16 protein-coding genes are annotated in these 15,352 nt (G+C 70.4%); 10 read left to right on the forward strand and 6 right to left on the reverse strand.

Annotated features, from left to right (window positions below):
* Positions 1 to 89 precede the first annotated feature (89 nt).
* The 3 genes from DK419_RS24100 to DK419_RS24110 all read right to left on the reverse strand — a co-directional run bounded on the left by DK419_RS24100 (position 90) and on the right by DK419_RS24110 (position 1,156).
* On the reverse strand, positions 90 to 365 hold the full coding sequence (locus tag DK419_RS24100; RefSeq protein ID WP_109961342.1) for a hypothetical protein: 276 nt from the start codon (positions 363 to 365) through the stop codon (positions 90 to 92).
* Between the two features lie 27 nt (positions 366 to 392).
* Entirely contained in the window at positions 393 to 683 is a 291-nt protein-coding gene (locus tag DK419_RS24105; RefSeq protein WP_109961343.1) for a hypothetical protein, read from the reverse strand.
* 263 nt (positions 684 to 946) lie between these two features.
* A complete protein-coding gene (locus tag DK419_RS24110) occupies positions 947 to 1,156 on the reverse strand; it encodes a hypothetical protein (RefSeq protein WP_109961344.1) in 210 nt (69 codons plus the stop codon).
* A 1,058-nt stretch (positions 1,157 to 2,214) separates the two neighbouring features.
* Between DK419_RS24110 and DK419_RS24115 the strand changes: the two genes are divergently transcribed.
* A complete protein-coding gene (locus DK419_RS24115; RefSeq protein ID WP_109961345.1) occupies positions 2,215 to 3,864 on the forward strand; it encodes a porin in 1,650 nt (549 codons plus the stop codon).
* Between the two features lie 292 nt (positions 3,865 to 4,156).
* On the opposite strand, the gene DK419_RS24120 is transcribed toward DK419_RS24115, so the two are convergent.
* Positions 4,157 to 4,414, reverse strand: a complete 258-nt coding sequence (locus DK419_RS24120) for a hypothetical protein (RefSeq protein ID WP_109961346.1) — start codon at positions 4,412 to 4,414, stop codon at positions 4,157 to 4,159.
* Positions 4,415 to 4,666: 252 nt separating this feature from the next.
* Here DK419_RS24120 and DK419_RS24125 point away from each other — a divergent pair, with 252 nt between their 5' ends.
* Positions 4,667 to 5,344: a glutathione S-transferase N-terminal domain-containing protein gene (locus tag DK419_RS24125; protein WP_109961347.1), complete on the forward strand. Its 678-nt coding sequence runs from the start codon at positions 4,667 to 4,669 to the stop codon at positions 5,342 to 5,344.
* Positions 5,345 to 5,466: 122 nt separating this feature from the next.
* Here the strand turns inward: DK419_RS24125 and DK419_RS24130 are convergent, their stop codons facing one another.
* The gene (locus tag DK419_RS24130) at positions 5,467 to 5,973 is read right to left on the reverse strand and encodes a DUF2147 domain-containing protein (RefSeq protein ID WP_109961348.1); all 507 of its coding nucleotides are present in this window, start codon (positions 5,971 to 5,973) and stop codon (positions 5,467 to 5,469) included.
* A 412-nt stretch (positions 5,974 to 6,385) separates the two neighbouring features.
* Here DK419_RS24130 and ndk point away from each other — a divergent pair, with 412 nt between their 5' ends.
* The 3 genes from ndk to DK419_RS24145 all read left to right on the forward strand — a co-directional run bounded on the left by ndk (position 6,386) and on the right by DK419_RS24145 (position 9,487).
* Positions 6,386 to 6,808, forward strand: coding sequence for a nucleoside-diphosphate kinase (gene ndk / locus DK419_RS24135; RefSeq protein WP_048429253.1), 423 nt, complete (start codon positions 6,386 to 6,388; stop codon positions 6,806 to 6,808).
* 83 nt (positions 6,809 to 6,891) lie between these two features.
* A complete protein-coding gene (locus tag DK419_RS24140; protein ID WP_109961349.1) occupies positions 6,892 to 8,997 on the forward strand; it encodes a molybdopterin-containing oxidoreductase family protein in 2,106 nt (701 codons plus the stop codon).
* A 112-nt stretch (positions 8,998 to 9,109) separates the two neighbouring features.
* Positions 9,110 to 9,487: a hypothetical protein gene (locus DK419_RS24145; RefSeq protein WP_109961350.1), complete on the forward strand. Its 378-nt coding sequence runs from the start codon at positions 9,110 to 9,112 to the stop codon at positions 9,485 to 9,487.
* Positions 9,488 to 9,697: 210 nt separating this feature from the next.
* Here DK419_RS24145 and DK419_RS24150 read toward each other — a convergent pair whose 3' ends face one another.
* Positions 9,698 to 10,135 carry an Lrp/AsnC family transcriptional regulator gene (locus tag DK419_RS24150; RefSeq protein ID WP_109961351.1) on the reverse strand — a complete coding sequence of 146 codons (438 nt, stop codon included), beginning with the start codon at positions 10,133 to 10,135 and terminating at the stop codon, positions 9,698 to 9,700.
* Positions 10,136 to 10,383: 248 nt separating this feature from the next.
* On the opposite strand from DK419_RS24150, the gene rocF reads away from it, so the two are divergent.
* The 5 genes from rocF to DK419_RS24170 all read left to right on the forward strand — a co-directional run bounded on the left by rocF (position 10,384) and on the right by DK419_RS24170 (position 15,352).
* Positions 10,384 to 11,244 (forward strand): arginase, encoded by an 861-nt coding sequence (rocF, locus tag DK419_RS24155; protein WP_245443058.1) that lies wholly within the window; start codon positions 10,384 to 10,386, stop codon positions 11,242 to 11,244.
* Complete coding sequence (locus DK419_RS24160; protein ID WP_109961353.1) at positions 11,245 to 12,297, forward strand: ornithine cyclodeaminase; 1,053 nt, start codon at positions 11,245 to 11,247, stop codon at positions 12,295 to 12,297.
* 504 nt (positions 12,298 to 12,801) lie between these two features.
* Positions 12,802 to 12,936, forward strand: coding sequence for a hypothetical protein (locus DK419_RS29870; protein ID WP_280953912.1), 135 nt, complete (start codon positions 12,802 to 12,804; stop codon positions 12,934 to 12,936).
* Positions 12,937 to 13,096: 160 nt separating this feature from the next.
* Entirely contained in the window at positions 13,097 to 14,053 is a 957-nt protein-coding gene (locus tag DK419_RS24165; RefSeq protein WP_109961354.1) for an LpxL/LpxP family acyltransferase, read from the forward strand.
* A gap of 21 nt (positions 14,054 to 14,074) precedes the next feature.
* Entirely contained in the window at positions 14,075 to 15,352 is a 1,278-nt protein-coding gene (locus DK419_RS24170; RefSeq protein WP_109961355.1) for an HlyD family secretion protein, read from the forward strand.

Consider the following 15,352-nt stretch of genomic DNA (forward strand, 5'->3'; position numbering starts at 1 on the left):
CCGCCGCGGGTGACGACTATGCATTATTTCTCAGGGGCCGCCAGCACCGGGCCTGTCCCGAGGAGCGCCGTCGCCGGGCGGGGGCGTCCTCATCCCGGCAGCGGCCGGCGGCGCGGGACCGTCGCGGGCCGGCCGGAGGGCGGCCTCGGGCGGCGCCCCCGCGCCTCGCCGTCGCCGGCCGGGCGCCGCCGGCGCGTCGCGGCCGGAACAGCCTCCGTCGGACCCGGGAGGAGCGCGGCCAACGGGGCCGGGCGGCAGAAGGCGCAGCGCCCCGGCGCCGCGCCGAGCAGGGCGCGCAACGCCTCCAGCTCCGCGGGATCGCCGTCGAGGAGCGCGTCCAGGAGGTCGGCGCTGAAATGCGGCATGGCGGCCTCGTCACATCGCCGGCCGCGTCAGCCCACCGACGACCGGCCCGGAAGCCGGACCGGGGCCGCCGGGCGCTGCTCCTCGATCACCCGCACCGGCCGGCGCGGCGCGGCCTCGTGCCGCGAACCGGCGCGCAGGCAGCTCTCGGGCAGGTAGGGCCAGGCCGCGCCGCCGCAGGCGGGGTCGACCGCCGGCGCCGCCGGGACCGGCGCCGATGCCGGCACCTGCTCGGCCAGGCGCGGCGTCACGGTCTTCGTCATCTCGACGATGCCGGTCGTCAGCATCGCGCTCACCAGGATCACCCGCGCCACAATCATGATCGCCTCCGCCGCCCGTTGTCCCCGGGCTCTCGTGGCGGGGGGTATAGGCGCGGCGCATGTCCGTGATTTTGCGTGGCGGCACGGATTCTCGTCGATCGGGCCGCTTCATGTTTCGTCCACCACGCCGGACGAAACATTCGACGGCCGGGCGCGCTGGAAGACCCATCGCACGACAATGAAAAGCCCTCTCTCCGGTGGGAGAGAGGGCCGAAACCGTCAGCACATTCTCGCAGCGCGGCCCGTGACCGGCCGCGGCGCGATCACTCGGCCGGGGTCTGCTCGGCGGTGAAGTGGCCGCACCAGTCCTGGCCGGCGACGACCGGCCACAGGCCGTGGCCCTGCGGCTCGGGCTGGCTGACCGGCGGGTTGTAGCGGCACAGGCCGGCATCGGCCTGCGCGGCCGCGCCGTTGAGCTTGTGGTCGTCGAAGTACCGGCAGCTGCTGCAGGCCGCGCCCTGGGTGGTCGCCATGGTGGTGTCTCCCGATCCGCTGGGCCGCCGTCGGGCCCCGTCAGTTGCTAATTAGAACAACTAAAAACTGATGGCAAGGGGATGCCTGGGCAAGGGGATGCCTGAGGAAGGGGATGCCTGGGCAAGGGGATTCCCCGGGGGAGGGCGGGGCGCGCCCGCGGCGACGTACCGGGGCGCCGATGCTCGCGCCGCCGCGCGAGCGGGGGCGGAGGCGGCGAAGGAGGACGGCCGACGGCGCCGACGCGAGGTCCCGACCGCCGCGCCGGCGATGAAGCAAGCCTGCCGGATGTCCCGGGCGGGCGACGCCTGATGGTCCGGGCGCCCGAGGGCGCGGAGCGCGGGAGGCCGCGGCGGCGCCCTCTTCATCCTCCGTCCGGCACGATCACCCGCCTCGCGGCAGCGCGCCCATCTTCGCCCGCAACTGCGGGCCTGCGACCGGCTGGGGCCGAATCGTCCCGGCACGCCGACAGCGGGGGACGCACCGTGAGGCCCGCACCCAGCGGGCGGGCTGCCATCGGATGCGCTCCGGGCAGCGCCAGAGACCCCGAGCCGTCTCAAGATCATTTTCAATTTATACTTTTGGAAACGTATTAGAAACAGAACTATCGTGCATTATAGGTGTAAACGCAACGTAATCTACATATATTTTCTTGTTCTAACATAGCTTGGACGTAAAAATGTTGCTGATATGAACGATGTTTCTGTTTTGTAAGTGCATAAGCGTTCCGTAGATAATCTCATGTTCTGTTTTTGTAAGAGCATGAAATTTATGTTAGTTCATGAGGATATACATTTCCTGGCGACAGACTAAATGTGATGATTCTGCCACATTCCGAACTCAAGGAAGCTTCCACGGCGTGTTAGAACTTGATCACGATTGATCAAATGCTCGCCTTGAAAGATTGTTCCCTCGCGCCGAATGAAGTCCGGCGCGATTTGGTCGACCTAATGCGGCGGCCGAATCTTCGGGGGGATAAGAGGGACATGGTCTCGAGGCCGAAGAGGTCTTCGGAACAGAGTCGTTCACCCCTTTCGGGTCCGAAATCTTGGAGGTCTCTATGAAGCTCGTGAAGAGCCTTCTGCTTGGGTCGGCCGCTGGCCTGACCGTCGTTGCTGGTGCGCAGGCTGCCGATCTGCCGATCAAGAAGGCTGCGCCCGTCGAGTTCGTCCGCGTCTGCTCGACGCATGGTGCCGGCTTCTTCTACATCCCGGGCACCGACACCTGCCTGCGCGTCTCCGGTCGCGCCCGGTTCCAGGCCACCTACCTGCAGAACTACTACCGCGGCGGCGTCGCCGGCGGCGGCGACCTGACCGGCTACCAGGGCCTCGGCCGTCTGAACCTCGATGCCCGCACGGCGACCGGCTACGGCACCCTGCGCGCCTTCGTGCGCTTCGACCTCGCCTACGGCACCGGTCCGTTCCTCGCGTCCGGCACCCAGCGCCTCGCCGGCACCGGCTTCCCGGGCCAGGGCGTCGACACGTTCGGTCGCTCGATCACCACGGTGAACGTCGACAAGGCCTTCATCCAGTTCGCCGGCTTCACCGCCGGTCGCGCGGCCTCGTTCTTCGACTTCTACGCCCACGACCTCGAGTTCATCGCGTCGTCGCTCGGCTCCGACATCTCCTCGACCAACCTGCTCGCCTACACGGCGACCTTCGGTCAGGGCTTCTCGGCCACGCTGTCGATGGAAGACCCGCTGCTCCGCAAGACCCCGGTCTTCGGCAGCGGCACCGCCGGCTCGAACTTCGTCAACTACCAGGTCTTCGGCGCCGGCTCGGGCAACTTCACCCCGGTCCTGGGCACCAATGCCCTCGGCCAGCCGATCATCGCCGACTACGACGTCGTCCAGCGTCAGCGCCTGCCCGACTTCGTCGGCGCGCTCCGCTACGACGCCGCCTGGGGTTCGGCCCAGATCTCGGCCGCCGTGCACGAGATCAACACCGCCAACGCGGCCGCGGTGCGGTCCTTCGCCGGTAACTCGATCACCGGCGCCGTCGCCCCGCGTCCGGGCAGCGACTACGGCTGGGCCGTGCAGGGTGGCGTGAAGCTCAACCTGCCGTTCATCGCCGCCGGGGACCTGCTGTACCTGCAGGGCTCGTACGGCGAGGGCGCCCTGCGCTACACCGGCTACAACGCCTGGCTCGGCGGCTACACCGCTTCGGCCACGCTCGCCGCCGGCACCACGCTGGGCACCTCGCTCGTCGATGCGGTCGTCGATCCGGTCACCGGCAAGCTCGACCTGTCGAAGTCCTGGACCGTCTCGGCGGCCTACCTGCACTACTGGGCTCCCGAGTGGCGCTCGTCGGTGTTCGGCAGCTACGGCGAAGTGTCCTACGGCAAGGCCAGCCGCGCCAATCTGGGCCTCGTGAACCAGCTCAGCGGCTTCGCCACCTCGTCGCTGCCGAGCCCGTTCGCGGCCGGCTACGGCTTCTCGAGCGTGCTGCGCGACACCAACCAGGTCATCGCGGGCGCCAGCCTGATCTGGTCGCCGGTGCGTGACCTCGACATCGGCATCGAGGGCAACTACGCCCGCCTCGCCCTGCAGAACGGTCGCGTCATCGACCAGAACAAGGCTCCGGGCTTCGGCGGCGCCCAGGTCGTCAACGTCGTGAACGGTGTGCCGGTCGTCGCCGGCGGCGGCGTCCTGCCGACCACCAACGCGACGGACACGTTCCAGATCCGCATGCGCGTCCAGCGCGACTTCTAAGTTCGACTTCAGTCGAAAATCGGGGGTCCCGGCGAGAGCCGGGGCCCTTTTTCGTTGTCGCATGATACAGACAAGAAAAAAGGCGCACTCGAAGAGTGCGCCTCGCAGGTGCCCTGGGTCTCGAAACTCAGGATGTCCATCTTGTACCAGCCGATGAAGGTCTCTTCAACTAACAAAATCGCGATTCGACCGGTCTCACGAGTAAAAATTCACGACCGCTGAAGATCTAACAAATCCCGGAATCGTGCCGGCTCCGGGCCCCGGGAGCCGGGCGATCCGGCCGCACGACGGCTCAGGCCCGCTGCTCCTTCAGCCGGCGGACGCACTTGCTGTAATATTGCGGCCAGCGCGGCCCCTGGGCGGCCTTCTCGGCGGGAGCCAGGGTGCGCCATTCGGCGCCGCACTTGCGCTGGCGCTCGCGGGCGGCGAGGCCGCGCAGGCTGGGCTCCCGGCGCGGCGCGACTTCGGGGTTCGGCCCGGCCTGGCCGAAGGCGACGGCGGGTGCGGCGACCAGCAGGGCCGCCAGGATCGTACGGAGGGGAGGGGTCATCGCTCGGCTCTCTGGCCCGGCTCGCGGGCTCGGCCCCGCGGGATCGGCGGGCGCCGGACCGACACTGCCACAGCCTGACGCAACGGCAAGATGCGGCGCGCGAGGCCCCGTGAGGGCGAAACACCGCTGCACGAGCGGCGATTGAGACAACCTTCACCCTGTACAGGGTGGGCCCGGCCCTGTTTACCTGACGGGGAAGCCCGATGCGCGACGGACGTGCCCCGTCCCCGCCGTGCGAGAAGGACCCGCCGCATGTCGGCCGTGACGACGCCGCCGATCGACCTCTACTACTGGATGACGCCCAACGGCTGGAAAGCCTCGATCATGCTCGAGGAATGCGGCCTGCCGTACCGGATGATCCCGATCAACATCGGCAAGGGCGCGCAAGGCGCCCCCGAGTTCCTGGCCGTGGCGCCGCACGGCAAGATCCCGGTCATCGTCGATCCGGACGGGCCCGGGGGTGAGCCGATCACGGTCTACGAATCGAACGCGATCCTGCAGTATCTCGGCCGCAAGACCGGGCTGTTCTACCCCGCCGAGGAGCGGGCCCGCATCGCGGTCGACATCTGGCTGTTCTGGCAAGCGGCGAATTTCGGGCCGACCCTCGGCCAGACCCACCATTTCCGCATCTACGCCTCGGAGAAGATCCCCTACGCGGTCGAGCGCTTCACCGCCGCGACGGCGAAGCTCTACGCGACGCTCGACGCCCAGCTCGGCCGCCATCCCCACGTCGCGGGCGAGGCGTACAGCATCGCCGACATCGCGATCCTGCCCTGGGCCAAGATGTGGGAGCGCCAGGGCCAGGACATCGCGGCCTTCCCGAATGTCGGGGCCTGGATCGACAGGATGAAGGCCCGGCCGGGGGTGCTGCGCGGCTTCCGGCTCAAGCCGGACCCGGACGAGCCGCCGGGCACGGGCTCCCGCGCCTGACGCGCGGGAGCGGGGGTCGCACGATTTCCGACCGGTCGCTTTGCGATGCGGAAATCGGCTTCGCTCAAGCGCCGCGCGGGCTGGTGATACGAACTCCGGAAGCACTCTTTCCGGCTTTCGTATCACTCCGCGGGCTTGGCCGCCGGCTTGGCCTTCGCGGGCGCCGCCGGGGCGACCTGCGCGAACTCGTCGGGAGCCTTGGTCCAGGTCTGCGAGCCGCACAGGATCTTCAGCATGCAGCCCGAGATCGCGAGCTCGCTCGCGCTCTCGCGGCTGACCGAGACGTCGTAGATCTTGCCCTCTTCGGCGTTGTAGATCTGGCCCTTGAAGGCGCCGTCCTCGGGCTTCAGGCCGTCCATCAGCGTGAGGCCGATCACCGGGCGGCTGCGCTTCTTCGGGTCGGGATTCTTGATGTCGGTGCGCGGCTGGCCCTGGTCGTTCAGCGGGGTCTTGAGCCACACCACCTTGCCGCAGGCATGGGCCGCGCCCGGGCCGCACTTCTCGATCTTGATCTTGGCCCGGCCGTCCTCGGTGAGCCAGGTGCCCGAAGGGTCGCCCGCGGGAGCCGCGGCGGCGGCGCCAGCCGAGAGCAGGGAGGCGGCGAGGGTCGGGATCAGGATCGAGCGCATGCAGGAAGCTCCTGGCTGTCCGCGTCACGCGCGGCCCGTTGCGGGGCCGCGGGCTCGCGGGAGGGGAGAGGGGACGCCGCCGCGGGCGAGCCGGGCAGCGTGGCCGAAAGGTCACGTCGAAATCAGGAAGCCCGAGATTTGGGGCGATTTTTCGGCCGTGTTGCGGCGAAGCCGCAACCGGCATCCCCGTCGCGCGCCCTTCCGCGCTTGAGGGGCGCCGGGCCCGCCGCTATAAGCCCGGCGCCGGACGTCCGAACGGACCCGGCGCGCGGGCGCTCGCGCCCGGCTCCAGAGCCGGACCTCCAAGGCTTGAGCCTGCAAGGTTTGATCCTGCAAGGTTCGATCCCGATGGGTCCGGTGCCGCGCGGCATCCCACCGCCCACGCCACCGCTTTTCTTCGAACGGACGTCCCATGGCCACCGAGCGCACCTTCTCCATCCTGAAGCCCGACGCCACCGCCCGGAACCTCACCGGCGCGGTCAACGCCGTGATCGAGGAGGCGGGCCTGCGCATCGTCGCCCAGCGCCGCATCCGCATGTCCGACGCCCAGGCCAAGAAGTTCTACGAGGTCCACGCCGAGCGCCCGTTCTACGGCGAGCTCGTCGAGTTCATGACCTCGGGCCCGGTCGTGGTCCAGGTGCTCGAGGGCGAGAACGCCGTCGCCAAGTACCGTGAGGTGATGGGCGCCACCAACCCGGCCCAGGCCGCCGAGGGCACCATCCGCCAGAAGTTCGCGAAGTCGGTCGGCGAGAACACCGTCCACGGCTCCGACAGCCTCGAGAACGCCGGCATCGAGATCAAGCAGTTCTTCGACGACAAGGACATCGTCGGCTGAAGCGTTTCCCCGAACGGGAAACCCCGATAGGGTGAGGGCCCCCGCCGCGAGGCGGGGGCCTTTTTGTTCGAGGGGAGCCAGCGGTGACGGCGCAGCCACGGATCGAGCGGACGACCTCCACCTGCCCGCACGACTGCCCGTCGGTCTGCGCCCTCGAGGTCGAGGTGATCGACGGCGCGACGATCGGCCGGGTGCGCGGCAACCCGCGCCACAGCTACACGGCGGGCGTCGTCTGCGCCAAGGTCGCCCGCTACGCCGAGCGCATCCACCATCCCGACCGTCTGACCCGGCCCCTGATTCGCACGGGCCCGAAGGGGTCCGGGCAATTCGCAGCCATCGGCTGGGACGAGGCGCTCGACCGCGTGGCGCAGGCGTTCCGCGAGGCGGAGGCCGCGCACGGGCCGGAAGCGGTCTGGCCCTACTACTACGCCGGCACGATGGGGCTGGTGATGCGCGACGGCATCAACCGCCTGCGCCACGCCAAGGGCTATTCCGGCCAGTACTCGACCATCTGCACCACGCTCGCCTGGTCGGGCTACATCGCCGGCACCGGCCGCCTCGCCGGGGTCGATCCGCGCGAGATCGCCGAGAGCGACTGCGTGGTGATCTGGGGCACCAACCCGGTGCACACCCAGGTCAACCTGATGACCCACGTCCAGGCCGCCCGCAAGAACCGAGGCGCCAAAGTGGTCGTCGTCGACATCTACGACAATCCGACGATGAAACAGGCCGACCTCGCCCTGCTGCTGCGGCCGGGGACCGACGGGGCGCTCGCCTGCGCGGTGATGCACGTGCTGTTCCGCGATCGCCTGGCCGACCGCGACTACATGGCCCGCTACACCGACTGCCCGGCGGAGCTGGAGGCGCATCTCGCGCCCCGCGACCCGGCCTGGGCCGCCGCCATCACGGGCCTCACGATCGAGGAGATCGAGCGCTTCGCCCACCTGGTCGGACGCACCAAGAACACGTTCTTCCGCCTCGGTTACGGCTTCGCCCGCAGCCGCAACGGCGCCGCCAACATGCACGCGGCGCTCTGCATCCCGGCGGTGACGGGCGCCTGGCAGCATCGCGGCGGCGGCGCCTTCCACTCGAACAGCGGCGTGTTCGGCCTCGACAAGCGGCTGATCGAGGGGCTCGACGCGGCCCGCCCTGAGACCCGCATGCTCGACCAGTCGCAGATCGGCCGGGTGCTCACCGGCGACGCGGAGGCCCTGCGCCACGGACCGCCGGTCGCCGCGATGCTGATCCAGAACACCAACCCGGTCTCGGTCGCCCCCGAGCAGGAACTGGTGAAGCGGGGATTTGCCCGCGACGACCTGTTCGTCTGCGTCCACGAGCAGTTCATGACCGAGACCGCCCGCATGGCCGATCTCGTCCTGCCCGCCACGATGTTCCTGGAGCACGACGACCTCTATACCGGCGGCGGCCAGCAGCACATCCAGCTCGGCCTGAAGCGCATCGCGCCGCCCCCCCTCTGCCGCTCGAACCACGAGGTGGTCGTGGGCCTCGCCGAACGCCTCGGCGCCGAGCATCCGGGCTTCGCCATGAGCCCGCGCGAGCTGATCGACGCGACGCTCAAGGCCTCGCGCCGGGGCAGCCTGGCGGAGATGGAGGGAGAGGGCTTCCTCGACGTGCAGCCGGCTTACGAGCGCGCCCACTTCCTCGACGGCTTCGCCTATCCCGACCGGCGCTTCCGCTTCCGGCCCGACTGGGCGAACGTCCCGGTGGCCAAGGACGGCCCGCGCGGGCCGGCGATGCCGCCGCTTCCCGACCATTGGGACGCGCCCCTGATGGCGGCGACGGTGGAGTACCCGTTCCGCCTCGCCACCAGCCCGGCGCGCAACTTCCTCAATTCGAGCTTCACCGAGACCCCGACCTCGCTCGCCAAGGAGCGCCACCCGACGGTGATGATCCACCCGGAGGATGCCGGGCCGCTCGGGATCGGCGAGGGGGCGTGGGTGCGCCTGACGAACGACCGCGGCGCCGTCACCTTGCGGGCGACGCTGTTCCCGGGCCTGCGCCGCGGCGTGCTGATCGCCGAGTCGATCTGGCCCAACGACGCCTATCCGGACGGGCGCGGCATCAACACCCTCACCGGGGCCGACGCGCCGGCCCCGTTTGGGGGTGCGGCCTTTCACGACAACCACGTGGCGATCGAACCTTTGCCGGTCGCGGCGCTGCCGCAGTAGCGGGAGCGGCATTTCCCCTCCCGGTGTGGCCCGCCCGCCCTTGTGCGGGCGGGGAGTTTCGGCGTCCAACGGTCGAGCTTGACGACAAGCAGCCCAACGGACTCCTTCTCCCATGCGTCTCCGCACCTTCCTCGCCGCCGGCTTCCTCGCGCTCGGCGCCGGCATCTTCGGGCTCGGCGCCACCTCGGCCCTCGCCGGCGCGTCCTCGTCGCAGCTCGAGGCCTACCAGCCCGACCCGTCGCTGCGCACCGCGCCCAGGTCGGACCTCGAGGCGCGGGTGCGCCGCGCCTGCACCGTCGTCCAGGCCCGCCTGCAGAACACCGCCGAGACCAGCCTCGAGCGCCCCTGCGGCTGCTACGCCCGGGCCACCCTGCGGTCGCTCGACGCCTCCGAGATCGAGGCCTACCGCACCACCGGCTACTTCAACGATTCGGCCCGCGCCAAGGCGCTCGGCGCCATCGACACCTGCAAGCTGCAGCGGCCGGTCTGAGCGAGGCGAGGCCGCGGGCCTGACGCTCACCTCTCTTCCCTCCGCAACCGCATCCTGAGGTGCCGCGGAGCGGCCTCGACGGAGGGCTCCAGACGTCTCGGCGCCCTCTGGAGTCCTCCGTCAAGGCTTACGTCGTTCGCACCTCAGGATGAGGTGGAGGGCGGAGTTGAATGAACGTGGGCTTCCCGCGTTCGCACCTCCGACACTTGCCTACAACCGCGCCCGCGCACTGCGCGGCGTCGCCAGCAAGAGATGCGTCTCGGAGGTGGTCACGCCCGGCACCAGGCGCACCCGCCGCAGCAGTTCGTCCAGCTCCGGCAGGCTGCCGGCGGACACCTCCACGACGATGTCCCAGGCGCCGACCGTCGTGTGGACCGAGGTGATCTCGGCGAAACCCTTCAGCGCGTCGATGACGTCGCCGGTCCGGCGCCCTTCCACGGCGATCAGCGTGATCGCCCGCACCGCCGCCGGCTGGCTGTCGGCTCGCAGCACCACCGTGTAGCCGATGATCTCGCCGTCGCGCTCCAGCCGGTCGAGCCGCGCCCGCACGGTGGCGCGCGACACCTTCAGCAGGGCCGCCAGTTCCGAGACCGGGCGCCGGCAATCGTGGCGAAGCAGGGTGACGAGGCTCTGATCGAGCGCGTCCATCTCCAGCTCTCGTCCTCCGCCTTCCTTGCCGCCACTCTGCGCGATGATCCCTGCCAGGATGCGCGATCCGCCCGAGAAATCGAGCAGCTTACCGTGTTCAGAGTGACGCGGCCGGTTGCTAGCGTCGAGCCGTTCCAGGCGGGAGCGGACGAGTGCCGGGCAGGACAGACTTGGTGGCCAGGAATCCGGAACCATGCGTGCTGGTCGGCGCGCCGGTGCAGTCGGGCACGAACCGGCTCGGCTGCGACATGGGACCGAGCGCCTACCGGGCGGCGGGCCTGGGCGAGGCGATCCGCGACCTCGGGATCGCGGTGACGGATGCCGGCACCGTCGCGCCCGTCCCCTTCGCGGCGCCGCCGCACCCGAACCGGGCGATCCACCACCTCGCCGAGACCGCGGGCTGGACGCTGGCGCTCACCGAGGCCGCCTTCCGGTACAGCGCGGCGGCACGCCCGATCTTCCTCGGCGGCGACCACAGCCTCTCGGCGGGCACCGTGGCGGGCATGGCCTTGCGGGCGCGCGAGGAGGGGCGACCGCTGTTCCTGCTCTGGCTCGACGCGCATGCCGACCTCCACACCCTCGACACGACGACGAGCGGCAACCTGCACGGGGTGCCGCTCGCCTACCTCACCGGGCGGCCGGGGTTCGAGGGCTACTTCCCGCCGCTCCAGGCGGCGCTCGATCCGGCGCGGATCTGCATGGTCGGCCTGCGCAGCGTCGATCCGGCGGAGCGCGCTGTGCTCGGCGGCGGCGGCACGCGGGTGCACGACATGCGCGACATCGACGAGACCGGCATCGTCGCGCCCTTGCGCGACTTCCTGCGCGAGGTCGCGGCGGCCGAGGGCCTGCTCCACGTCAGCCTCGACGTCGACTTCCTCGATCCCGGCATCGCGCCGGGCGTCGGCACCACCGTGCCGGGCGGGGCGACCTTCCGGGAGGCCCACCTGATCATGGAACTGCTGCACGATTCCGGGCTGGTGCGCAGCCTCGACCTCGTCGAGCTCAACCCCTTCCTCGACGAGCGCGGCCGCACCGCTCTCCTGATGGCCGACCTCGCCGCCAGCCTGCTCGGCCGCCGCATCCTCGACCGACCGACCCGGAGCTTCTAGATGCCGGCCCTCAACATCGTCCCGTTCGTCAGCGTCGACAACATGATGCGCCTCGTCCACGCGGTCGGGATCGAGGCGATGCTGGTCCGCCTCGCGGGCGCCGTCGCGGAGGACTTTTCGCGGTGGGACGCCTTCCACAAGACGCCGCGCATCGCCGCCCACAGCCCTGAGGGCGTCATCGAGCTGATGCCGACGAGCGACGGGCACACGTATGGCTTCAAATACGTCAACGGCCACCCGAAGAACGCGGCCGGCGGGCGCCAGACCGTCACCGCCTTCGGGGTGCTGGCCGATGTCGGCAACGGCTATCCCGTCCTGATCACCGAGATGACCCTGCTCACGGCGCTGCGCACCGCCGCCACGTCGGCGCTCGCCGCGAAATCCCTCGCGCGGCCGGGCTCTCGCACCATGGCGCTGATCGGCAACGGCGCCCAGGCCGAGTTCCAGGCCCTGGCCTTCCGGGCGCTCCTCGGGATCGACGCCTTGCGCCTGCACGACATCGACCCGGCGGCGACGCGAAAGTGCCTGCGCAACCTCGCCGGCCTCGGCTTCGACCTGACCGTCTGCGCCAGCACCGAGGAGGCGGTACGCGGCGCCGACATCGTCACCACCGTGACGGCGGACAAGCGCAACGCCGTCATCCTCGGCGGCAACCTCGTCGGGGAGGGGGTGCACGTCAACGCGGTCGGGGGCGACTGCCCGGGCAAGACCGAGCTGGCGCCAGAGGTGCTCGCCCGCGCCGCCCTCTTCGTCGAGTACGAGCCGCAGACCCGGATCGAGGGCGAGATCCAGCAACTGGCGCCGGACCATCCGGTGACCGAGCTGTGGCGGGTCCTGACCGGCGAGGCGCCCGGGCGCCGGGATGCCCGGCAGGTCACGGTGTTCGACTCGGTCGGCTTCGCGATCGAGGATTTCTCCGCCCTGCGCACCGTGCGGGATCTCCTCGCCGAGCACCCGTACTACGAGAACCTAGACCTCCTCGCCGATCCGGACGATCCGCGCGACCTGTTCGGCATGCTGCAGCGGGCCCGACCGCCGCGCCTGGTCGCGTGAGAGGCCGCCCGGACGACGCGCCGGGATCCTTCCGAAGACTTCATGCTTCTTGCCCGGCCGGTCGCGACGTCTTCCACCTGAGAACGCGCCGCGAGCCGCGGGGGAGATCTTCGGATGCCTCCGGGAGTGCTGGAAGGCGTCCACACGGCGACCTTGTGCGGCAGCAACGACCGTCGCGATCGCCAGGGAGGAGTGGGATCCGTTCGTCGCGACGGCCGTCCGGAGATCGAACGTCTGCGAAAACCCGCGTTCCCGCTCACATCGTCCCGCGACGGTCCGGGACCGGCCGACCGGGGATTGTGCACAGGCCTTCCCCAACGAAACTACCTACGCAGTTTTCGCAGTCGCAACGTAAGGCCTTGTCACCGATCCATTTTCCGAAATCGCTTTGGTTAACAACACTCTAAGGACCCACTCCGGCATATCGACACGTTCTGAAACATCTGGCATCTCAAGTCCTGCGAACGGGACACGACAATAGTCCCACAGATGAGGATGACCCCGATGAAGAAGCTCGATGTCGCCGCCCTCGCCACCGTCGCCGGCGGCACCCTGATCTGCAAGCCCGTCTGCGCCCCGGCCTGCCCGCCGGCCCCCTGCGCCCCCACCAAGTGCGACACCAAGTCGAAGAAGTGCTGAAAGCGCTGAGCAGGATCGCATCGCGCGATCCTGCTTAGACGCTTGTTGACGCCTCTCGCCTATCGCCGGAGGGGCCCCCGCTCCGGCGCCGGCCGTCCCGGCCGGCGGCGCGGTGCCGGGCGCGGATCGGGGCGGGGCTTCGGAGAAGGACCAGAGCCTGATGACGATGCCCCCCCGGATCCCCTGGACCTATGCCCGTCTCGCCGGCCTGCCGCTTTCCTGGCGCCGGCGCCTCCTGCGCCTGATCCTGACGGGGCGCGGCCTCGCCGCCCGCCTCCGGGGCCGGCGTCGGGACACGGGCTTCGCCGCCACCTTCGAGAGCGTGTTGCGCCTGCCGCGCCGCGAGGCCCTGCGCCTGTCGGCGCAGGCCCACCACCACGACGTCGCCACCGAGCTCGAGTGGTGCGCGCTCCACCGGCGCCCGGTCGACGCCATCCTGCGCGACATGGAGCGCGTCACCGTCACCGCGCCCGAGATCATGGAGCGCGTCGCCGCCGGGGGACGGCCGGTGATCCTGGCGCCCCTTCACATGGGCGCCTACGTGCTCGGCCTCGCCACCCTGATGACCCGCTACTTCCCCGGGCGGCCGATGCTGGTGCTGCGCCAGCGCGACGACATGGCGATGGAGACGGCGGTGATCGAGCGCCTGCGCGAGATCGGCACCGACGTGCGCTTCCTCACCGTCGGCGAGCGCGCCGACTTCCTGTCGGCGGTGCGCTTCGCCCAGAAGGGTGCGGTGATCGTGGTGTTCTGCGACCTCGCGCCCGCCTACGGCGCCCCGGCCGAGATGCCGATGTTCGGGCTGCCCTTCCGCTTCGCCTTCGGCACCGACACCCTGGCCCGGCTCACCGGCGCGACCGTGGTGCCGCTCGCCACCACCATGGGCGATCACGGCGACACGGTGAGTGTCAGCCAGCCCTTCGAGGTGCGGAGCAGCGCGCCGGACGAGCGGGCGATGGTGGCCGGCATCATGCGCCGGCACCTCCAGGCGGCGATCGCGGGCAGGCCGGACCAGTGGCATCTCTGGCCCTCGCTCGCCGATTATTTACCCTCGTCTGCCAGTGTCCAGGCCAACTCTCCGGCAGGCGGGGAGGCGCCGCAGAGCCTCGCGGCGTAAGGTCTCGCGAGCGGACGGTCGATGAGCGAACCCCCGGCGCCTCCCCCCGCGGAGGCCAGTTTCCAGCGCCGGCGGATCAGCGGCACCGTTCATCTCCAGCACGACCGCGGCAGCGTCTGGATGGCGTGGTTCTTCGGCGCCATCATCGTGGTCATCGTGGGGAGCCTCTTCCTCGGCCGGCTCGCGCGCTCGGAAGCGGTGCGCGGCTACGTCTCGGCGGCGTCGGGCCTCACCCGCCTCGACGCCCAGGCCGCCGGCATCGTCCGGGAGATCGCGGTCAAGCAGGGCGACACGATCGCCCGCGGCCAGCGCCTGATGCAGGTGCAGCTGCGCGAGCAGACGACGGGGGGCGTCTCGACCGTCGGCGCGACCCTGCGCAGCCTCCAGGAGCGCCGCACCAGCCTCAATGCCGAGCAGGCGCGCCTCGCCGCCTATCTCGATTCGACCCGCGGCGACCGCGACGAGACCGAGCGCAACATCGCCGCGGTGGTCCGCGCCCTCGACGAGCAGGAGCGCACCCTCAAGGAGGGCCTGAGACAGCAGGAGGAGATGGTCGCCCGGGTCGAGGCCTACCTGCGCCAGGGCTACGCCACCCGCGAGAGCCTCAACGGCCAGCGCCGGGCCGCCCTCGACTATGCCCGCCAGATCGCCGAATTGCGCGCCCGCCGGGCCGAGCTGAAGCAGGGCACCTCCGAGCGCCTGCGGGCGCAACGCACCGGCGACACCGAGAAGGCTGCCCAGCTCACCGCCACCCGCAACGAGTTGAGCGCCATCGAGGCGCAGATCACCGCGATCGGCGCCCAGTCGCGCATCGACGTGGTGGCGCCCACCGACGGCCAGGTCGCCGGCCTCTACGTCCAGCCCGGCGATTCGGTCACCGCCGACCAGGTCGTGGCGATCCTCGGCGACACGAGGGCCGATCCCCTGATCGTCCTCGAGGTGCCGGCCCGCGCCATCGGGCTCGCCAAGGTCGGGCAGGAGGTGGTGCTGAAATACGACGCCTTCCCGTTCAAGACCTTCGGCATCGCCAAGGGGGCGATCGCGGTGATCTCCGGCACCCCCTTGCGCAACCCGATGCTGGCCTCGGCCGAGGAGGGCGGGGGCGAGGCCGCCGCCGCGGCCTCGCGCCAATCCGTCTACCGGGTCGAGGTGCGGCCCGAATCGCGCACCATGCGCGCCTACGGGATCGACGAGCCGATCCGCATCGGCTCGACGCTTTCGGCCGACATCGTGGTCGAGCGGCGCCGTCTGATCGACTGGATGCTCGATCCGATCCGGGCGATGCGCGGCAGGGGGTGA

The organism is Methylobacterium terrae (assembly GCF_003173755.1).
GTDB lineage: Bacteria > Pseudomonadota > Alphaproteobacteria > Rhizobiales > Beijerinckiaceae > Methylobacterium > Methylobacterium terrae.